The organism is Pantoea sp. X-Soil-YNGN-785 (assembly GCF_059730585.1).
The window spans coordinates 117,281-136,551 of record NZ_AP035944.1 but is presented as its reverse complement, the minus strand read 5'-3'; the positions used below and the strand labels follow the sequence as shown (position 1 = coordinate 136,551).

Annotated in this window: 18 protein-coding genes; 12 read left to right on the top strand and 6 right to left on the bottom strand. The window is 52.3% G+C overall.

Features of this window, described 5'->3' with window-relative positions:
- Positions 1 to 396 precede the first annotated feature (396 nt).
- Positions 397 to 582: a DUF2256 domain-containing protein gene (locus tag AC6I8E_RS22310; protein WP_013356527.1), complete on the top strand. Its 186-nt coding sequence runs from the start codon at positions 397 to 399 to the stop codon at positions 580 to 582.
- Positions 583 to 626: 44 nt separating this feature from the next.
- On the opposite strand, the gene AC6I8E_RS22305 is transcribed toward AC6I8E_RS22310, so the two are convergent.
- The 3 genes from AC6I8E_RS22305 to AC6I8E_RS22295 form a co-directional block, all read right to left on the bottom strand.
- Complete coding sequence (locus tag AC6I8E_RS22305) at positions 627 to 932, bottom strand: hypothetical protein (protein WP_013356528.1); 306 nt, start codon at positions 930 to 932, stop codon at positions 627 to 629.
- Positions 933 to 1,042: 110 nt separating this feature from the next.
- Positions 1,043 to 1,585 (bottom strand): YfaZ family outer membrane protein, encoded by a 543-nt coding sequence (locus AC6I8E_RS22300; RefSeq protein WP_013356529.1) that lies wholly within the window; start codon positions 1,583 to 1,585, stop codon positions 1,043 to 1,045.
- A 62-nt stretch (positions 1,586 to 1,647) separates the two neighbouring features.
- Positions 1,648 to 1,884 carry a YgdI/YgdR family lipoprotein gene (locus tag AC6I8E_RS22295; protein WP_081917246.1) on the bottom strand — a complete coding sequence of 79 codons (237 nt, stop codon included), beginning with the start codon at positions 1,882 to 1,884 and terminating at the stop codon, positions 1,648 to 1,650.
- A 406-nt stretch (positions 1,885 to 2,290) separates the two neighbouring features.
- Between AC6I8E_RS22295 and AC6I8E_RS22290 the strand changes: the two genes are divergently transcribed.
- From AC6I8E_RS22290 to feoB, 4 genes are all read left to right on the top strand, one after another.
- Complete coding sequence (locus tag AC6I8E_RS22290) at positions 2,291 to 2,686, top strand: DUF1090 family protein (protein ID WP_497824930.1); 396 nt, start codon at positions 2,291 to 2,293, stop codon at positions 2,684 to 2,686.
- Between the two features lie 660 nt (positions 2,687 to 3,346).
- Positions 3,347 to 3,727, top strand: a complete 381-nt coding sequence (locus AC6I8E_RS22285) for a YgiW/YdeI family stress tolerance OB fold protein (RefSeq protein WP_095708248.1) — start codon at positions 3,347 to 3,349, stop codon at positions 3,725 to 3,727.
- A gap of 714 nt (positions 3,728 to 4,441) precedes the next feature.
- Entirely contained in the window at positions 4,442 to 4,666 is a 225-nt protein-coding gene (locus AC6I8E_RS22280; RefSeq protein WP_013356535.1) for a FeoA domain-containing protein, read from the top strand.
- Complete coding sequence (gene feoB, locus AC6I8E_RS22275; protein WP_497824929.1) at positions 4,666 to 6,993, top strand: Fe(2+) transporter permease subunit FeoB; 2,328 nt, start codon at positions 4,666 to 4,668, stop codon at positions 6,991 to 6,993. Before AC6I8E_RS22280 ends, feoB begins: the two co-directional genes overlap by 1 nt.
- A gap of 355 nt (positions 6,994 to 7,348) precedes the next feature.
- On the opposite strand, the gene AC6I8E_RS22270 is transcribed toward feoB, so the two are convergent.
- Positions 7,349 to 8,386 carry a tyrosine-type recombinase/integrase gene (locus AC6I8E_RS22270; RefSeq protein ID WP_497824928.1) on the bottom strand — a complete coding sequence of 346 codons (1,038 nt, stop codon included), beginning with the start codon at positions 8,384 to 8,386 and terminating at the stop codon, positions 7,349 to 7,351.
- An 889-nt stretch (positions 8,387 to 9,275) separates the two neighbouring features.
- Between AC6I8E_RS22270 and AC6I8E_RS22265 the strand changes: the two genes are divergently transcribed.
- The 7 genes from AC6I8E_RS22265 to AC6I8E_RS22235 all read left to right on the top strand — a co-directional run bounded on the left by AC6I8E_RS22265 (position 9,276) and on the right by AC6I8E_RS22235 (position 16,352).
- The gene (locus tag AC6I8E_RS22265; RefSeq protein WP_013356539.1) at positions 9,276 to 9,743 is read left to right on the top strand and encodes an SgcJ/EcaC family oxidoreductase; all 468 of its coding nucleotides are present in this window, start codon (positions 9,276 to 9,278) and stop codon (positions 9,741 to 9,743) included.
- Positions 9,744 to 10,014: 271 nt separating this feature from the next.
- Positions 10,015 to 11,226: an SfnB family sulfur acquisition oxidoreductase gene (locus tag AC6I8E_RS22260; protein WP_497824927.1), complete on the top strand. Its 1,212-nt coding sequence runs from the start codon at positions 10,015 to 10,017 to the stop codon at positions 11,224 to 11,226.
- Positions 11,227 to 11,235: 9 nt separating this feature from the next.
- Complete coding sequence (locus tag AC6I8E_RS22255) at positions 11,236 to 12,426, top strand: SfnB family sulfur acquisition oxidoreductase (protein ID WP_497824926.1); 1,191 nt, start codon at positions 11,236 to 11,238, stop codon at positions 12,424 to 12,426.
- Positions 12,423 to 13,772 (top strand): LLM class flavin-dependent oxidoreductase, encoded by a 1,350-nt coding sequence (locus AC6I8E_RS22250; protein WP_095708253.1) that lies wholly within the window; start codon positions 12,423 to 12,425, stop codon positions 13,770 to 13,772. Before AC6I8E_RS22255 ends, AC6I8E_RS22250 begins: the two co-directional genes overlap by 4 nt.
- A 33-nt stretch (positions 13,773 to 13,805) precedes the next feature.
- Positions 13,806 to 14,615, top strand: coding sequence for a MetQ/NlpA family ABC transporter substrate-binding protein (locus tag AC6I8E_RS22245; RefSeq protein ID WP_095708254.1), 810 nt, complete (start codon positions 13,806 to 13,808; stop codon positions 14,613 to 14,615).
- 2 nt (positions 14,616 to 14,617) lie between these two features.
- The gene (locus tag AC6I8E_RS22240; protein WP_497823849.1) at positions 14,618 to 15,718 is read left to right on the top strand and encodes a methionine ABC transporter ATP-binding protein; all 1,101 of its coding nucleotides are present in this window, start codon (positions 14,618 to 14,620) and stop codon (positions 15,716 to 15,718) included.
- Complete coding sequence (locus AC6I8E_RS22235) at positions 15,702 to 16,352, top strand: methionine ABC transporter permease (RefSeq protein ID WP_497824925.1); 651 nt, start codon at positions 15,702 to 15,704, stop codon at positions 16,350 to 16,352. The genes AC6I8E_RS22240 and AC6I8E_RS22235 overlap by 17 nt, the downstream gene beginning before the upstream one ends.
- Positions 16,353 to 16,386: 34 nt before the next feature.
- On the opposite strand, the gene AC6I8E_RS22230 is transcribed toward AC6I8E_RS22235, so the two are convergent.
- Both AC6I8E_RS22230 and AC6I8E_RS22225 read right to left on the bottom strand, forming a co-directional pair.
- Positions 16,387 to 17,604 carry an acyl-CoA dehydrogenase family protein gene (locus AC6I8E_RS22230; protein WP_497824924.1) on the bottom strand — a complete coding sequence of 406 codons (1,218 nt, stop codon included), beginning with the start codon at positions 17,602 to 17,604 and terminating at the stop codon, positions 16,387 to 16,389.
- Complete coding sequence (locus AC6I8E_RS22225) at positions 17,597 to 19,057, bottom strand: MFS transporter (RefSeq protein WP_147789929.1); 1,461 nt, start codon at positions 19,055 to 19,057, stop codon at positions 17,597 to 17,599. Before AC6I8E_RS22225 ends, AC6I8E_RS22230 begins: the two co-directional genes overlap by 8 nt.
- Between the last annotated feature and the right edge of the window lie 214 nt (positions 19,058 to 19,271).

Sequence of the window (19,271 nt, the reverse complement as noted above, 5' to 3'; positions counted from 1 at the left end):
TCCCGGCCAGTTTTATAATTGGTTTGACAACCTCTTCTTTTTTCAAGTCCACCACGTAACGTATAGATGAACAGAGTAATCAATAACCGGCCTGACCAGTGCGGGTATGAACTGCGCTGGACTGTTGCCTGGTGTAATTAACCCTGTGGATTTTCACTTATGCAGGGTTCATTCTGAGGTTGCAGAGCAACGCAAGTTTAAATAGTTGCTAATGATAAATTTGCACTGTAAATCCGTTCTGGGGTTAGGCGGGTAAGGACAGGCATCCGCATTGCCTGATCTGAACACCATGCACGTAGCTATCGCAGAGATGGGGAGGAATTACCGCAGGCTAAGCTACACTTGACAACTGATGCGTTTACGTCAGCGCGATGATTACTTCTGCAGAGGTCTGAAGTGTTTAAAGGCAATAAAAAGTCATTACCTGTTCGTTACTGTAAAACCTGTAACAAACCGATGTCATGGCGTAAAAAGTGGGAGAAGTGCTGGAATGAAGTTTTGTATTGCTCAGAGCGTTGCCGGCGTCAGCGTTCTGCGCAGCATAAAGATGATGCAGAAATAAACGCTGAGTGGAACAAGTAAAACTCACAGGAAAAGGCCAGGTTTTGACCTGGCCTCACAGACCGCTATTGCTGAACCTCAATCTGTTGCCAGCCTTTTTTAAACATGCAATCTTTCACCAGTATCTCGCGCTGACTTTCATTGGCGTCACTGGTTGAGTAGTCGGTATCAGTCGTTTTATATTTACTGTCTTTCGAGGTGTATTTACCGCTGACGATATTATCAGGCGGTAAATCCCGCAGCGCCTGAGCCTGACAGGCTGTTTCCGCTATGGTTTCCTGCTGCTCAGATGCATCGGGCTTAACCCATTTGTATTGCACGCATCCGGTCAGACAAAGAGTGAACAACATCAGCATTAGAGGTTTCATCATCTGTTTCTCAGCAATACCCGCCAGCGTTCAGGCAAGTTGTTCAGTAAAGAAGCCAGTCTAATTATCTGAATAGGCTTCCTCACCAGCCAAAAAGAAATTTTTATCTGACATTAAAATGTCAGACCGCCACCGATGTAGGGACCATCGATCAGCGTATGACCCGGACGTCCATCTTTACCGTCGACACCCGCGTAACGGTAGCCCACTTTTAAAACCAGCGGACCCAGAGGTGACCAGCTGACGCCGGCGTTTGCTTCCACAAAATTCTTAACGCTGTTGGTCAGCTGTTCCGGCGCGGAATACCCTTCACCATAAATCGCAAAATCGGCAGGCAGATTGAGTTTCACACCGCCTCCGACAGGAAATGCGACGCCGTTATCCCCTTTTTTGCCACCGATATAAGTCGCTTTCACGCCAGCGGTCAGCATCACAGGACCGATTTCCAGGTTATAACCGGTACCCGCCTGACCAATCTGCACACCATCTGCCGTATTTTTGATCCACTGGCTGTCCAGATAGAGTCCGCCGGATGAACGGCCAATTTCAGCATCCAGTGCAGAGGTGTTTTTACCTTGTTCAGCATTCAGGCCAATGGCCATTGCAGATGAAGAGATACACAGCAGTAAGCCAAGGCTAATTAAGGAAATTTTCATTGCTTATTTCTTCCACATCAGGAAATTTTAGGAAATTAATCAGGATCGTTGCTTAAAAGGATTTACTTTTGTACCATTTCTTTAACATCGCGCTGCTGCAACTGATGTATGTTTCCGTCTGCATCTTTATAGGAGAGCATGCCGGTTTCTTTATCTCTGACGGGTTTACCCTGCGTCGTTATCATGTGGCCGTCATTGGTCGAGATGATATAATTGCCAGAGCAGGCGGAAATGGACATAACTGCAGCCATCATCACGAAAGCATTGGCGAATTTTCTGCCATGTTTGAAAGAGGTCATTTTACTTTCCAGTCGTTGTTCTTTAAGAAGATGCGGCATTATTAGCTGTGTTTGTTAAACGATATGATAACAATCAGGGAGTCCCGCGCCGAATGCGTAAAAAAATGATCTGGATCATTTTCACAGGATACTCAGGGGATTGTTAAAATTCTTCTCGTTATTTGAAAGGTTAAGGCATTAAAAAGCTGCGCTGCAATGCTGGATTTTTAATGATGCCATTTCCGCTGAAGTTATTGAGATTTAAACCGCAATTTAACAACGACTCCCTGATGACGTGATAATTTCATGTTTCAAATTATATGTTGTGGCTTTGGATCGCTTCACTATAGTAAACCGGCAATATCACTCTGATTAGTCTGTTTTAACAAGGATTTAATATGGCTATGAAAAAGCAGTTGTTGCTTTATTGTTTATCACGTCACCATTAACAGTATTTGCTGCAACTGATTCCTGCAAAGATCAGCTGGCAGATATTTCAGCAAAAATTGAGGTGGCCAAAAGCCGGGGGAATAGCGCTGAATCAGCACGACTCGATATTGCCCGCGACAAAATTGAGACCTATTGCACTGATGAACGTCAGGCAACGCGTGCCTCTCATGAGGTCAGTAAACGCGAGATGAAGGTCAAAAAGGCAGAACTTGAACTTCAGAAAGCTCAGCAGGAGCTGGCTGAAGCCGAAGCGGATGGCCGCAGCGATAAGATCAGGAAAAAAACTACAAGGGTAGACGAGAAGAAGCTGAAGCTTGAATCTGAAAAAATGGAGTTAAAAGAAGCTGAGGCTGATGCTCAGAGACTGAACTAAGATCCGTTAATTCTCAGGCTTACACTGTGAGCCTGAGAAAATTGCATTCATCGCTGCCTGTATCACTGGCAAGCGCTTACAACCACGTTGTTGATAAGCGTCGCAATGCGATACATGGCGATTAACTCTTTAATATTCTGCTTATGCAGGCAGGTCCTGACGCCATTCACGGCTTCTGTTACCTGTACCTTTGGGTGGAAAGGTTATGAAAAACTGATTAGGTGGTGTACTGCAGTTGCTTTACACCGCCGTCCATGAGGCATAAAAAACCACTCAAAAGAGTGGTTATAAGTAGTACAAAATACTTCATGAGCAAAGCTGCGATACAGAATAAATTAATACTGGGACATATCTATGCCAGCAAAGGATAGCCGCTAATATGCAGGCGGGCTAAGTAATTTGTGCGGAAGGATGAATGGATTAATTATAGACATTGTCATATTGCATAAGGTGTTAATTACAGCGAGTTCGTTAAAAGGTTTTTGGATGGCTATTTTTTGAAAGCAACATTAATTTAACTTTGGTTGCCACTTTGATAGTTTTATAGTGTGCTCACATTACTGGTGATATTTTCAAAACACGTGCAGACAATAAAGCTTCTTAAGATCCCGTTAAGATCTGCGATGTAAATTACCCTGGAAATTTAACGGAGATAAAAATATGAAAAAGATTATATTAGCGGTGTTATTAGCAGGTATGAGTCTGGGTGTTTCTGCGCAGGAAGGATTTATTAATCCGGCAGGGCAGGGTTCTTCACAGGGTGGTTTTAAAGGCCCGACACCGGGTGTCGCTTCAGTCGCCCAGGCTAAAACACTGCGGGATGATGCATGGGTTGTTCTGGAAGGCAATATCATCAGACAGGTTGGGCATGAGCTTTACGAATTTAAAGATAGTACCGGAACAATTTATGTCGATATCGACGATAAGCGCTGGATGGGACAATCATTGTCACCCGCTGACAAAGTGCGCATTGAAGGCGAAGTCGACAAAGACTGGAACAGCGTTGAAATTGATGTGAAAACTGTTCGTGTCATGAAGTAACCTGTATTTACCACTGATATGGCAGTGACCTGAAGCCGGGTCACTGTCTTTTCTATAATGCACATTCCCAGGCAGATATTCTAAGGTAAGCGATAAATATCTACGGAACCTGCCCGGCAAGATAGCGATGACAAAATCTTCAAGGCTTAACACCGGATTAGACAGTGGATTCACGGCTTAAAAAAGCTGGTGCAGAGTCAGTTCTGGAAAAATTATATATTAGTTACAACACACTTCTATGCTGTCAGCTGAATCGCCGGTTTTCCTGTGAAGTATGCGCGTTTTAGTCAAAACTAACCGAGCTGTTCTGAAAATCCGAGTGCTCATTGACAAGCCGCCCCGCACGGCCCAAAGGGCCGTAATTGTTGTTTTAGCTTAATTGAATGATGTAACTAAAAAGCTATTCTGTTACGGGCTTTATAAACACCAAAACAGAATGACATCCCTTCTGCTGACCAGCTCGCTTTTCGTCTGAGCTCGTATCGAATGAACACACCGGCAGGCGAGGCGTCAGATGGTGAAAATATTGCTCTCACCCGGGTACAAGACAAAGACGGACTTCTGAACCCTCTCCGGTAATCCACGAGTTAACTGCCTGTTGAGCTGTTGTTGACAATAACAGCGGTTTTCCCCTACCTGTGCGATCCCAGATCAAAAACCGAAACGCTTATCATTTATAAAATGATAGCTTCTTTATCAGAGGCAGAGCGTCGTATGGCAATTAACATGGGTAGCACTTACCGGATTCTTGGTTATCAGCCATCGGTAAATTCCGCCTGGCGGCAGAAATTACTGACAATGGGCATGCTGCCTGGGGCAGTGGTGGAGGTTATTCGCGTGGCACCTATGGGCGATCCGGTTCAGATTCGTACCCGCCGTGTCAGCCTGGCGGTGCGACAGCGTGATCTGGCCGACATCATTCTGGAGGAGATCGTCTGATGAAAAAGATCACCATCGGGTTGATAGGCAATCCCAACACCGGCAAAACCACGCTGTTTAATCAGCTGACCGGTGCCCGCCAGCGGGTCGGTAACTGGGCTGGTGTCACGGTTGAACGTAAAGAGGGCCAGTTTTTTACTGCACAGTCTGACGTCCGGCTCATCGACCTGCCTGGCACTCGCTCGCTGACTACGCTATCCGCTGAAAGCTCGATTGATGAGAGCATCGCCTGTCAGTATCTCTATCAGGATCACGCCGATGTGGTGATTAACGTCGTTGATGCCTCCAGTCTGGAAAGTAACCTGTTCCTGACCTTTCAGCTGCTTGAGCTCGGGGTACCCTGTATTGTCGCCCTGAACATGCAGGATATTGCCGCAAGTCAGAACATCACTAATGATGCCGCAGCGCTGTCAGCCCGCCTGGGATGTCCGGTGGTTTCACTGACCTCAACCAAAGGCGACGGTATCGCTCAGCTAAAAGCACTGATTGACCAGCCGCATATTTATCGCGCTCCGGAAAGGGTGCAATATCCGGCCGCGATTGAAACTGCGATTGAGCTGCTCAGCCTGCAGATGTCCGCGACGCTGGCTCCGCAGAAAAGATACTGGCTGGCATTGCAGTTGCTTGAAGGCGATATCAACAGCCAGAAACTTTGCCCGGAACTGCTTCCATCCCTGCCTGAGATTATGCAGCGGGCGGGCGGCGATACGGGTGTACAGATTGCCGATTATCGCTATCGTGCCATTAACGCGGTCTGCGCAGCCGTCAGTAACATTCATCAGGCCATCCCGGCCAGTCTTACCCGCCAGATTGATAACATTGTGCTGGACCGCTGGCTGGGCATTCCGATATTCCTGGCAGTGATGTATGTGATGTTTGTGCTCTCAATTAACATTGGTGCCGCGTTTCAGCCGCTGTTCGACGGCAGTTCGGTGGCGATATTCATTCATGGCGCACAATGGCTGGGATATGTCTGTCACTTCCCGGCCTGGCTGACGGTTTTTCTGGCGCAGGGACTCGGCGCCGGCATCAATACCGTACTGCCAATCATTCCACAAATTGGCCTGATGTTCCTGTTCCTCTCTTTCCTTGAGGATTCAGGTTATATGGCGCGCGCCGCCTTTGTGATGGATCGGCTGATGCAGTCACTGGGCCTGCCGGGAAAATCTTTTGTGCCGCTGATTGTCGGCTTTGGCTGTAATGTGCCGGCGGTAATGGGTACGAGGACGCTGGACACGCCACGTGAGCGTCTGCTTACAGTTCTCATTGCGCCTTTTATGTCCTGCGGCGCGCGGCTGGCAATCTTTGCGGTGTTCGCCGCGGCATTCTTCGATGCTCACAGCTCCAGCCTGGTATTCTCCCTCTATCTGCTGGGCATTGCAGTGGCGATTGCGACCGGACTGGTGCTCAAGCATACCCTGCTGGGTGGCGAAGCTTCACCGTTTATCATGGAGTTGCCGGTCTATCACCGGCCTCATCTTAAAAGCCTGCTGCTGCAGACCTGGCAACGGCTGAAAATGTTTGTAGTGCGTGCCGGTCAGGTCATCATCCTGGTAAGTATGCTGATTGGTGTGCTGAGCAGCTTTGCATTCAATGGCCAGCTGGTTGATGACATAAACCACTCAGCGCTGGCGGCGACCAGTAAAGCCATCACGCCTGTGCTTCTGCCAATCGGAGTGACGCAGGATAACTGGCAGGCGACAGTGGGGCTGGTGAGCGGCATTATGGCAAAAGAGGTCGTGGTCGGTACGCTTAACAGCCTTTACACCACTGAGGCGATTCAGAGCAGCGTATTTGATCCGCAGGCTTTTAACCTGGCGGACGAATTGAAAGAGGCGCTGACAGAGACCTGGGCGGGCCTGACGGCTGCATTCAGAATTGATGCGCTGGCCCATCCCATCGATGCCAGTAAAGGCGATGGTGAGATGGCATCCGGTTCGATGGGCGTGATGTCAGCCAAGTTTGGCAGCGGCTTTGCCGCTTACAGCTACTTAATCTTTGTCCTGCTCTACGTTCCCTGTGTCTCAGTCATGGGTGCGATCGCGCGTGAGGCCGGGAAAAAGTGGATGATGTTCTCATTCTTATGGGGGCTTAATATCGCCTATACCATGGCGACACTCTTTTATCAGACAGTCACGTTTAACGAGCATCCTGCATTCAGTGCAGTCTGCCTGATAAGTGTGCTGGTGCTGAATGGAATCATCCTGCTGACACTGCGTAAAGCGGGAAACAGGGTGCAGGCAATACCGGTTATGCTCACAGAGGAAAATAGGGGTTGTCGCGGCTGCCACGGAAGCTGTGATAAACAGAAAGGCTTCGCGCAGTAACGATAAGCACCGATGCTATCCGTTGCGATGCTGATTTATCAGCGACGCTGCGGATAGTTACGCGATCGTCCTGTAACTGACAGTGATCGATCAGAAACATCAGTGAAGGGTGTTGGTTAATCTCGCCTGGCACACCGCGCGTTTCGGCCATTCCTTTTAAACTGGCAGCGGCTGCCACAGAGACAGATTCGCAGCAGGTGGTATGGCAGCACCAAGAAAGCAATGAAATCAGCCACCTGAACCCGGCACAGACTTACAGCAGCGATAATCCGTACCGGCTTACACACAGGCTGTCCACTTTTTCTGTGGATAACTCTGGCCTGAAAACCGACAAAATTCGCGCTTTATGAAGCCATCAGCCGGGAATATCGGGTTCCGCATATTGTTCCATGAACTCCACCATAGCGCCTTTATGCGCATCCACATGACGGATATAACGCATTAGTGTCTCCGGTTTTTTCCAGGTGCCTTCCTGCATGATGCGGGCGACAGGATAGCCTTTATCTGCCATATCCTGAGCTGCGCCCACCCTGGCACTGTGGCCACTCCAGCCGGTGTAGCGATTTTTATTGGCCTTTACTGCGCTGCCTTTTCCAGCCGTTCGCCAGGCACGATTAAAAATCTGTTCCAGTGCCCGGGTGCTCATCGGTTTTTCTGTAATCAGTACCCGGCCTGAGCGGTGCACGGCATTGAACAGCCAGGCATCAGGCTGACCGGAAAGGCCGGACGCCTCGATCCACTCTTCAAGTCGCCGGGTTGAATGAGCGCTGAGCGCCTTGATCAATCCGCCGGTCTGCACAATCGTTTTTGTCCACGCCACATCCAGAATGATACGGCCATCACCGGCACGCATAACATCACGCACCCGCAACCGTGACAGTTCACTGATACGCAGTAGCGTTGCATAGGCGACATGCAAAAAAGCCAGATCACGAAGCACCTGGAGATTGTCAGAACCTGACCACTGTTTATCCAGCACCATCAGGTCTGTCAGCCTGAAGGGCACGGCCTGGCCTGCACGCTCGCCATTCACAACGGCAACCCGGTTAATCTTCTTCATGGTACGGAAAACCAGCGGAGAACCATTCGGCACAGGCAACCCGGCGTTACGGTGTAACATCGAAATCAACGCTGCATGGGACGTGACGGTCGAAGAAGCCCGTCCGCTTTCAGCCAGAAAAGAGAGATAGTCCCGCAAATCCTCTGCGCTCATCGGCAGAAATGTACGCTGGTTATCTTCTGACCACTGATTGCAGATTCGCATGACGCTAAGCAGCTGTCGCCAGGTATTGGGGGAAAAGGCCTCTTTGTCCTGAACGAACTGTCTGAGCCGCTCGGTGATATCACTGTTCCGGATCACCGTCAGACGGGTTAACGGCACTATCTCACTCATCTTTGCTCGCTTATTAATCATAAAACGCGATGATCGCGCTACGTGAATTCTGAGAATTCAGCAGGGGGATTACCGGTCAGAATTTACGTAGCGTTGCCATTTTGCAGCCTTACCTTTGCTGCCCATTATCATAACCCGTCAATTTTCCTGTGTCATGACTTCGTATAAGAACAATTATACGAAGTTATAAATCCATAGTCTTTCGGCAAGATCTTTGCCGACCGGTCTGGCGCAGAATCGTGTGGGGTAGGCTGTCATCCTGACCACGCATTTACCGGTTGCGTTAGCATAAGGACACAGGCTGTGCAGAGCATGAGATTTGAACCAGACGTCTGAATAACCCTTCTCAACTTCAGCTTAATAAAATTACTCACTTAAATAATGGCAATAGTGAATTGAATTGATAAGACGCTTTTCAATGGCTCATAAATAATCGAACACGAAGCTCGCCTGAAAATAAACCAGAAAAGATCCCAAATGATATTCACGTTCCGGACGAGCATGACCATTATTTATCGTTAGCCTGTAAGTTGAGCAGATTTTCCCACCATTATCTTTATTGTCACGAACTGATAACCCCACATCCCTACTATCAAAAAGTGTTCTGAAAGCATTTGTCAGAATAAAAAACTAAATATTAATACTTTAAAGATTTAAATATCACTTTGCAATTACAAGCCGCTATCCTGCACTCCTGAATATGGGAAGCAGTGACACCCTTTTATCCGCTTTTAATCAAAATAAGACGGACAGTTAATGAACTGACCGAAGCAGATTAATAATGAATCAGATGATATAGGGGTCATTGAGAACTAATCAATTATGCGCATTTTTATGCCGGCGTCTGAAGTAACACCGGCATTCATCAGGGTAAAAAGAGGATTTTTTCATGAAAAAAAGTTTATTATCGCTGTGTCTTTTAGGTCTTTCCTGCGCGCCGGCTATTACACTGGCACAACAGCCGGTTAGCTGTGTCAAAGCGTCTGAGCAGGATGTAGCCAGCCTGTTTGATACCTGGAATAATACGCTGGCAACCGGCGATGCGACTAAAGTCTCTGAATTATATGTCAGCGATGCCGTGCTGCTGCCAACTATTTCAAACCATGTGCGCCTGACAGACCAGGAACGCATTGACTATTTCAAAGACTTCCTGAAAAAAGGTCCGAGCGGTAAAATTGATTCCCGCACTATCCGGATTGGCTGTAATAAAGCGATTGATGCCGGCGTTTATACCTTTACCTTCAAAGATAATACGCACGTCACTGCACGTTATACCTTCACTTACGTCTGGGATGGCAAGGGCTGGAAAATCTCAACCCATCACTCTTCAGCTATGCCAGAGCCAGTGAACAAGTAATATTCTTTCACATTAGTACTGACTTTTTAAAATCAGCCTCTGAATATTTCAGGGGCTAATTTTTATGGTCAAAAAATATTTTTATTGCCTCAGCCAGAAATACCTGAAAAAGCCAAAGCCATATTATGAATTAGCTTTGCGAATATTGTAATAACCACGCTATTTACTTCGTTCTGACCAACTGCCTATTATCGCTTTCATCGTAAATAAATGTGACGCGCTCAATATCAGCCAGTCTGCTTTGACGCCTGTCTCTTTTTCCGGAAGCGCTATGAAACTCATCTCAGATCCTCCCGAGACTTGCCTGGCAGCCGTCATTACCCGACGAGATCAGGCTATTCAGGCTGCCCATTCGCTGGCTGAACAGGCGAAACCTGGTGCCATTGAACGCGATCAGCAACGACTTTACCCCCGCGACCTTCTCGACAGGTTTACCCGGCTCGGACTGGGCAGCATCAGTGTTCCACGCCACTTTGGTGGTGGGGGACTGGATTTTCAGACAGTGGCGGAGGTATTCCGCATCATCTCAGCCAGCGATCCCTCTCTGGGCCAGATTCCGCAAAATCACTTTGGTCTGATTCAGTTCATTCTTGGCGAAGGCAACCCGCAACAACAGACAACATTGCTGCAGGCGGTGGTCAGTGGCAAACGGCTGGGCAATGGGGGCCCCGAGAAGAACACCCGTCATACGCGGGACATTCAGGCACGGCTGGTCAGTGACGGTCCGGAACACCGTCTGACCGGAGAGAAATTCTATTCTACCGGTGCATTGTTCGCAGACATTCTGGTGACCACCGCTCTGCAGGAGAGTGACCAGCCTGCAATGGCTTTTATCCCGCTGCCTGCCAACAGCGTAGAGATTATTGATGACTGGTCAGGCATGGGTCAGCGTACCACGGCCAGCGGCACAGTAAGGCTTGATCGGGTTGCCGTAGATCCTGCATTGCTTATCCCCTTGCCGCCAGAAGAAAAACCGACCCTGCGCGGGGCTGTCTCGCAACTGATTCAGGCGGCGATCGATGCCGGTATCGCTCAGGGCGCGCTGGACGATGCGCTGGAGTTTGTCCGCAGCAGCTCACGCCCCTGGGTGGACGCAGGCGTGGAGCGCAACGCTGACGATCCCTACATCCTTGCTGACATCGGTCGTATCAGTACTGAACTGAACGCCGCAAATGCCCTACTGCGCCGGGCCGCAAAGGTGCTTGATTCACTCGATCAGCAGGCACTGACAGCGGAAAACAGCGCAGCCGCCTCTATTGCCGTAGCGGAAGCCAAAGTGCTGACCACTGACATCGCGCTGCGTGCCAGTGAAAAACTGTTGGAGTGGGGCGGCAGTCGCGCCACGCTCCTGCAGCATGGGCTGGATCGCCACTGGCGCAATGCGCGCACTCACACGCTGCACGACCCGGTGCGCTGGAAAACACACGCTATCGGCAATTACTACCTCAATGCGATCAACCCCGCGCGTCATGCATGGATTTAAGGAGAAAGAATGAGTCAGGTTCAGCCCAAACAGCACGCTTCCCGTATTCGCAGCGAGCAGCATGCGCTGGAAGTGGCTGCGCAACTGGCGCAGCAGTTCCGTGAGGGGGCCACAGCGCGAGATCGTGAACGTGAACTGCCGCATTCCCCTCTGCAGACCCTGTTTCAATCAGGATTAGGGGCGATTACCGTACCGCAGGCTTATGGAGGCATTGCCGTATCAACCGCCACACTCGTCTCTGTGATCACGCTGATTAGCGAGGCTGATGCAGCGATTGGTCAGGTTCCGCAAAATCACTACTACGCGCTGGAAGTGCTGCGCGTTAACGGCAGTGAATCACAAAAACAACGGTTGTATCGGGAAGTCCTGACAGGCGTGCATCTGGGCAATGCGCTGGCAGAGTTCTCCTCCCGTGCCGCACATCAGCGGACCACGCAGATTCGGTGCAATATTCTCAACGGCAGCAAGTTCTACGCTACCGGTGCGCTGTTTGCTGACCGCATTCCCACGGCTGCGCGCGATGAAGAGGATAAAGAGCAACTGGTATTTGTGCCACGTCATCAGGCGGGTGTGACCGTTATTGATGACTGGAGCGGGTTTGGTCAGCGCACCACAGGCAGCGGCAGCGTCCTCTTCGAAAACGTCACGGTGGATGCTGCAGATGTGGTGCCGTTTCAGACAGCATTTGAGCGGCCGACGACCGTCGGCCCTTTTGCGCAGATTATGCACGCCGCTATCGATCAGGGAATTGCACGCGCCGCATTTAACGACATGCTCGATTTTCTGCGCCAGCGTGCCCGACCCTGGCCCGACAGCGGGGTAACGCGTGCCACTGATGACCCCTTAACGCTCGATCGCACCGGACGTCTGGCGGCGCGACTGAGCGCCGGTGACGCCCTGTTAGCCGAGGCAGGGGCAGCCATCGACGCCGCGCAACAGCAGTCTGACGCCGCGACGGTGGCGCTGGCCTCGGTGGAGGTGGCCAGAGCGCGTGCCTGGACCACAGAAGTCTCACTGGAAGCGGCTAATTTGCTGTTTGAACTGGGTGGTTCACGCGCCAGCCTGCGTGAATATAACCTTGATCGCCACTGGCGTAACGCACGCACCCATACCCTGCAAGATCCGGTACGCTGGAAATATCCCGCGATAGGGAATTACCTGCTCAATGGCGTGCTGCCACCGCGCCGGGGCACGCTATGACTCAGAAACAGGTTCTGCTCAACGCGTTTAACATGAATTGTGTCGGCCATATTCATCACGGTATGTGGACGCATCCTGAAGACCGTTCAACCGAGTTCAATACGCTGGCCTACTGGACTGATCTGGCACGCCTGCTGGAACGCGGACTGTTCGATGGACTCTTTATTGCGGATATTCTGGGCGTCTATGACGTTTATCAGCAGGGTATTACGCTAACGGCACGCGAGTCGATTCAGTTACCGGTCAACGATCCGCTGATGCTGGTTTCGGCTATGGCGGGCGTCACGCAGCATCTTGGCTTCGCCGTGACCGCGAATCTCAGTTATGAAGCACCGTTTCCTTTTGCCCGCCGTCTTTCCACACTCGACCATCTGACTCAGGGACGGATAGGCTGGAACATCGTCACCGGCTACCTGGACAGCGCCGCCCGTGCCATGGGAAACAAACAGCTGCTGGCACACGATGAGCGCTATGCACAGGCAGATGAGTTTCTCGATGTCAGTTATCAGCTTTGGGAAGGAAGCTGGCAGGATGATGCGCTGGTTGTCGATCGCCCGAATCGTCTTTACGCAGACGCCACGAAAATTCATCCGGTCAGGCATCAGGGTGAATTTTATCAGGTTGAAGGCTATCACCTCAGCAGCCCGTCACCCCAGCGCACGCCGTTACTGTTTCAGGCCGGCACCTCTGCACGCGGGATTCAGTTTGCTGCGCGTCATGCCGAGTGCACTTTTGTTAATGCAGCGACACCCACAGCAATGCGAGAGCAGACACAGCGGCTGCGACAGGCCGCAGTTGAAGCAGGTCGACGTGCAGATGATTTGCGCATCTTCATGGGTGTCGGCGTCATCGTCGCCCCGACAGAGCGGGAAGCACAGGAGAAACACCGCAGTTACCTTGAATATGCCAGCCCGGAAGCGGGGATTGCCCATTTCTCCAGTTCCATTGGTCTCGATCTGGCCGCCTTTGAGCTTGACGAACCCATTAACAGCGGGGAGACCCGGGCTATCGAATCGGTCAGTAAAGCCTACAGCGGCTGGACCCGTCGTCGCCTGCTGGAGCAGCATGCGATGGGCAGTCGCTATCCACTCATAATTGGTAATCCCGCGCAGGTCGCGGACGCGCTGCTGCACTGGATGGATGAAGGCGACATTGACGGCTTTAATCTGACCCGCATTCTGAACCCGCAGAGTTATCGCGACTTTATCGATTTAGTTGTACCTGAACTCCAGCAGCGCGGGCGATATAAAACGGCTTACCAACCCGGTTCACTGCGCCACAAAATTTTCCAGCAGGATCGCCTGCCCGAACGTCACCCGGCGGCACGCTGGCGTCATCCCGCCTGACCTCATTGATCTATTTAACCTCAAGGAATCACCATGACACGCTCAAAAACACTACGCGCCGCCCTGGGCGGTCTGCTGCTGACCCTTAGTGCCGCTGCGACCGCAGCGAACTATTCCGGCCCGCTCAAAGTGGGCACCACCGCCGCGTTTGCCCCGCCGCTGGAGACCGCCGTCGCCGAAGCAAAGAAGCAGGGCCTGGATGTTGAACTGGTCGAATTTACCGACTGGACTGCCCCGAATGTCAGCGTGGAAAATGGCGATATCGACGTCAATCTGTTCCAGCACAAGCCTTTTCTGGAGAATGCTAATCAGTCCGGCGGCTTCCACCTGGTCGCTTATGCGCCAGCCATCATCAATAACATTGGTCTTTATTCCAAAAAACACAGCGCTATTGATCAGGTTCCCGAAGGCGGCACCGTTGCTATCGCCAACGATCCGATTAATGGCGCACGCGGATTATTGCTGCTGCAGAAGGCGGGGCTGATTACGCTCAAACCGGGTGTGGGACTGAAAGCAACCGTTGATGACATCGTCAGTAACCCTAAAAAGCTGAAAATTATCGAAGTAGAAGCGGTACAGCTCTCGCGCTCGCTTGAAGAAGTCGACCTGGCGCAGGGTTATCCACACTATCTGCGTCTGGCAAAAACGATTGATCCCAATAAGGCACTGCTGTTCGACGGGCTGGAGCACCCGGAATATGTCATTCAGTTCGTAATCCGTCAGGGTCATCAGGACGATCCGCGACTGGCGAAGTTTGTTGATATCTATCAGCACTCTCCGGTAGTCCGCGCCAGCCTCGACAATTTCTATGGCAAACTCTATCAGCCAGGCTGGAGCCAGTAATCATGGTCAGCCTGAGCATCCCTGAGACGTCGGCATTGTCCGATGCCGCTACGCGCCATACCAGCGGTGCCTCACACGTCATCATTGAAGCATTAAGTAAACGCTATCCCGGCCAGTCTGTGGATGCACTGCGTAATATTAATCTCGGGATCCATCGCGGAGAAATATTCGGCATCATTGGCCGCAGCGGCGCGGGAAAATCTACGCTCATCCGCTGCCTTAATCGTCTGGAAGAACCGACTGCCGGACGCATCGTGATCGATGGCATCGATATCAGCGCGCTTAACGCGCGGCAGCTGGTCGAATGGCGGCGCAGCACCGGCATGATTTTCCAGCACTTCAATCTGCTGTCGGCCAAAACCGTACGGCAGAATATTGAGCTACCGCTAAAAGTGGCAGGCGTGCCTGCTGCCGTGCGGGCGCGCAAAGTGGATGAGCTGCTGGCGCTGGTCGGGCTGGAGGCACGGCAACACGCCTGGCCCGCACAGCTTTCCGGTGGACAAAAACAGCGCGTCGGTATTGCGCGTGCGCTGGTCCACGATCCGGAACTGCTGCTGTGCGATGAAGCGACATCAGCACTCGACCCCGAAACGACACGCTCAATTCTGGCGCTGCTTAAAAAGATCAATCAGCAACGCCATATTACCATTGTGCTGATCACCCATGAGATGGACGTCGTTCATGACCTCTGCCACAACGTTGCGGTAATCGATCAGGGTGAAATTATTGAGCGCGGCCCGGTCTGGCAGGTTTATAGCGACCCGCAGCAGGAGACGACGCGCCAGCTGCTGAACCCCAATCACCAGGCTCTGCCAGAGTCGGTCGGCACACGCCTGACTGTCCACCGGCAACATCATCAATCCCGTCTGTTGGTGCGGTTACGCTACACCGGGCAGGGTGCACAACCCGATATCGGTGCGCTGAGTGCAGAGATCGCGGGCGAAATCACCCTGATTTACAGCGCTATCGAGTGGGTTGACAGCAAACCCACCGGCCAGTTGTTGCTCCTGCTGGATGCCCGACACGAGGCGCAATCCGTGACAACTCAACTGGCGCACATCGCCGATCGACTGGAGGTATTAGGTTATGTCACCGGCTATTGAACGTTTATGGGTCGCCTTTCTGGATACGCTGCTGATGGTAGGCTTCTCCTCTGCGCTCGCGCTTGCGCTGGGCTTACCCATGGCGGTGATTCTGGTGGTCAGCGGACGCGGCGATCTTTTTCCCAGCCCACTACTTAATCGGGTGCTGGGCTGGGTAGTTAACCTCTTTCGCTCCATCCCATTTCTGATCCTGATGGTGGCGTTTATTCCCTTTACCCACTGGATTGTGGGAACCACCTATGGCGTCTGGGCAGCCGTCGTACCGCTTACCCTGGCGGCCACCCCGTTTTTTGCCCGTATTGCGGAGGTCAGCCTGCGTGAAGTTGATAAAGGGCTGACCGAAGCGGCGCAGGCCATGGGATTTCATCGCTGGCATATTATCTGGCATGTGCTGCTGCCGGAAGCGCGGCCTGGCATCGTCAGCGGTTTTACCATCACGCTGGTGACGATGATTAACGCGTCAGCGATGGCCGGCGCCATCGGTGCAGGAGGATTGGGGGATCTGGCGTATCGTTATGGTTATCAGCGGTTTGATATGCAGGTAATGGTGACAGTTATTGTGGTGCTGGTCGCGCTGGTGACGTTGCTTCAGTTGTGCGGTGACCGGCTGTCGCGACGGCTGAACCACCGCTAAACGCGTAAGGCCGGGATCACCCGGCCTTGCTGTATTATGACGCTTCGCCGTTGCCGATCTGCCAGATAAACGTCGGATCGTTGCCGTTTACCTCCCAGTCACCCACATTGCGGATTTTGTAGATCACCGGATTGTGTGACGACACCGTGCGGGCGTTGCGCCAGTGTCGGTCCAGCGCCTTGCTGACGCGGGTATCGGACGCGCCCAGCGCATTGAAGAACTCCGTGGCGGCACGCGTCACTAACTCCACCGCGACTACCTGCGCCCGGGCGGACTCCACCTCGGCCTGAACGTTCGCCGCGTGAAGCTCCGCTTCATTGGCACCGCTCAGTTGCAGTTCAAATGCCCGTTGCAGTGAGTGAGTCGCCCGATCAACGGCGGCTTCAGCGGCCCAGGTCCAGCTGCTGATCTGACCAACCACCTGCAGCACCTGCACATCCTGCTTAACCTGAGGCGCATTGCCGTGGCTGTAAATCCGTTTACGCTGCGCAACCCCCTGTGACGCATCGCGCACTACGGCCCGGCCTATACCCGCCAGCGTGGCTAATAACACATGCTGATAAAATGCGGTCTGATAGCGAAAGCGCTCACTGAAATCATAAACGTGTGGCTGCTCCACACGGGCATGATGAAAGCGTGTGGTGCCACTGCCGGTCAGCCGCTGCCCGAAACCATCCCAGTCGTCATCACGTTCCACCTCATTCTGATGCGTGTTCACCAGCGCGATGACGTCGCGGCCGTTGTCCGTGCGCTGCGCATAGACATCAATCCAGTCCGCATAGAGCGTGCCGGTGCTGTAAAACTTCTCACCGCTGATCCGCCATTCTCCCGCATCGGGTGAGACCTGGGTGTTGACCTCACCCAGCTTAACCGCCCCAATTTCACTCCAGCCACTGCCCACCAGCTCGCCATCCACAAAACGGCGGAACCAGCGCCGCCGATCCTCACTCTCCGGCTGGTTCAGACGATCTTCGATAAAGGCAAAGTGCGCGCGCAGTGCCTGCGGCAGATTCGAATCCGCTTCGGCCAGCGCGGTCAGCAGGGAAAAGAGCTGCGGCAGCGAGACGCCGAAGCCACCTTCTTCTTTGGGGATGCGCAGGGTGCCAAACCGCGCCTCTTTCAGCCAGCGGATCGGCTCATGCAGCAGAGTGCGATCGATTTCACGCGCGGCGGCGCCTTCAGCAATACGGTTAAAGAGTGGCCGGAACTGTTCGGTCAGCGCGGCAAATTCAGTACGGGTTAATTCAGACATGATCTTCTCCTGTTGCAGGTTGTTCATCAATGTCCTGTCGGGTCGGTTCAAACCGGATAATCAACAGGAAAATAATCGGAATAAGGGCGGCGAGAGAGACGATCCAGAACATGTTGGTGCCATAACGGGCCTGCAAAATGGGCAGGATAAATAGCGCCAGTGCACTGCCGATACCAGAGAGCGAGCGACTGAAGCCAACACCGGTCGCGCGAATGTGGGTCGGATAGGAGAGCGCCGGATAGATCATCAACTGCGCGCCGGGACCGAACCCTTCGGCAAACAGCCAGAGTCCCAGCATCAGCACGGCAAACACCACACCGGCAGTGGCCTGTGGATGACCGATCAGCGCCAGCGAGATCAGCGCGATAAATTGCAGGGCAAAACCCGCAATCGCCACATGCCTGGAAGGGAACTTCCATGCCAGTCGCATCCCCAGCAGGCCGCCGGTAAAGGCGAACAGCGCGTTCAGCCCCAGTGAGGCGGAGATGGTTTCAAACACGCCCGCGCCCAGGAATTGCGCCAGGATAGAGGGCAGGAAGAAAGCAATGGCGGTGTACTCAAATGCGATACAGACGTTCATTACTGCGCTGACGATCGTGCGTTCTAGGTAAGGCTTCTGAAACAGCACGCGGAAACTCACTTTCGGGGCCGCTTTCACGGTTTCGGTTTTTTCAGGCTGCTCTTCATGCGCAATAATGCCGTAGGAGTCGCGCAGGATACGAACTGCACCGCTCAGGTCTCCCTGATTGGCTGCCCACAGCGGTGACTCATTCATGAACTTGCTGCGCACCGCGATAATGAGCAGGGCCGGTACCGCGCCAAACAGCAGCGAGGCGCGCCATAACCAGTCGATGTGTTCAGCTGGCAGCAGGAAATAGAGCGCAAAAATAATAAAGAAGCAGGCAGATGATGCGGCATACCACATCGGGCACCAGGCCGCGAGGCGCGACGCTTTATTGCCTTTGCCGGAGAATTTAGAGAACTCCGCCAGGTAGGCCATGGCAACCGGCAGATCGATCCCGACCCCGATGCCCATCAGAAAACGCGCCCCAATCAACACCCAGACGTTGGGTGCGAGACCCGCCGCGATGGCAGAGACCACAAAGAACAGCATGTCCGCCATAAACACCGAGTAGCGGCCATATTTATCGGTGAGCCATCCGCCGACCAGATTGCCGACGATGGTGCCGATCATAATTGAAGAGGTCACCAGTCCGGTCAGTACCGGGGTTAAGCCAAACTCTTTCACCACATCGTCAATACCATAGGAGAGCGTGGTGAGATCGTAGGCGTCAAGAAATACACCGCCCAGCGCCAGGAACACAATCCAGCGGGCGTAGCTGTTTTTCTCCGTATTACTGTTGATTAGCCGGGCCACATCACTCACCGAACGAACCGGCGTGGAGTGAGGCGGCGGGGCGGTCAGGGTGTTGTCAATCTCTAATGTACTCATCATATCCTCGTTATTATATTCAGCAGGTAACGAGGTTTTTATAGGCATTTAAGGCATAGTTAACAACCAACAAATAACGATAACTATTTCAATATATTCAATAAGTTAATCATTAAAAGATGACCACGACAGAAGCCGGATGAATAGCAGGATTCATCCGGTACGAATTAAAGCATTTTTCTTTACCTGGCCTGAAACCGGCGCGCTTCTTTAG

Coding starts and splice junctions, on each gene's coding strand:
- AC6I8E_RS22305 (WP_013356528.1), bottom strand. CDS start 932: ATGATGAAACCTCTAATGCTGATGTTGTTCACTCTTTGTCTGACCGGA.
- AC6I8E_RS22300 (WP_013356529.1), bottom strand. CDS start 1,585: ATGAAAATTTCCTTAATTAGCCTTGGCTTACTGCTGTGTATCTCTTCA.
- AC6I8E_RS22295 (WP_081917246.1), bottom strand. CDS start 1,884: ATGACCTCTTTCAAACATGGCAGAAAATTCGCCAATGCTTTCGTGATG.
- AC6I8E_RS22285 (WP_095708248.1), top strand. CDS start 3,347: ATGAAAAAGATTATATTAGCGGTGTTATTAGCAGGTATGAGTCTGGGT.
- AC6I8E_RS22280 (WP_013356535.1), top strand. CDS start 4,442: ATGGCAATTAACATGGGTAGCACTTACCGGATTCTTGGTTATCAGCCA.
- feoB (WP_497824929.1), top strand. CDS start 4,666: ATGAAAAAGATCACCATCGGGTTGATAGGCAATCCCAACACCGGCAAA.
- AC6I8E_RS22270 (WP_497824928.1), bottom strand. CDS start 8,386: ATGAGTGAGATAGTGCCGTTAACCCGTCTGACGGTGATCCGGAACAGT.
- AC6I8E_RS22265 (WP_013356539.1), top strand. CDS start 9,276: ATGAAAAAAAGTTTATTATCGCTGTGTCTTTTAGGTCTTTCCTGCGCG.
- AC6I8E_RS22260 (WP_497824927.1), top strand. CDS start 10,015: ATGAAACTCATCTCAGATCCTCCCGAGACTTGCCTGGCAGCCGTCATT.
- AC6I8E_RS22255 (WP_497824926.1), top strand. CDS start 11,236: ATGAGTCAGGTTCAGCCCAAACAGCACGCTTCCCGTATTCGCAGCGAG.
- AC6I8E_RS22250 (WP_095708253.1), top strand. CDS start 12,423: ATGACTCAGAAACAGGTTCTGCTCAACGCGTTTAACATGAATTGTGTC.
- AC6I8E_RS22245 (WP_095708254.1), top strand. CDS start 13,806: ATGACACGCTCAAAAACACTACGCGCCGCCCTGGGCGGTCTGCTGCTG.
- AC6I8E_RS22240 (WP_497823849.1), top strand. CDS start 14,618: ATGGTCAGCCTGAGCATCCCTGAGACGTCGGCATTGTCCGATGCCGCT.
- AC6I8E_RS22235 (WP_497824925.1), top strand. CDS start 15,702: ATGTCACCGGCTATTGAACGTTTATGGGTCGCCTTTCTGGATACGCTG.
- AC6I8E_RS22230 (WP_497824924.1), bottom strand. CDS start 17,604: ATGTCTGAATTAACCCGTACTGAATTTGCCGCGCTGACCGAACAGTTC.
- AC6I8E_RS22225 (WP_147789929.1), bottom strand. CDS start 19,057: ATGAGTACATTAGAGATTGACAACACCCTGACCGCCCCGCCGCCTCAC.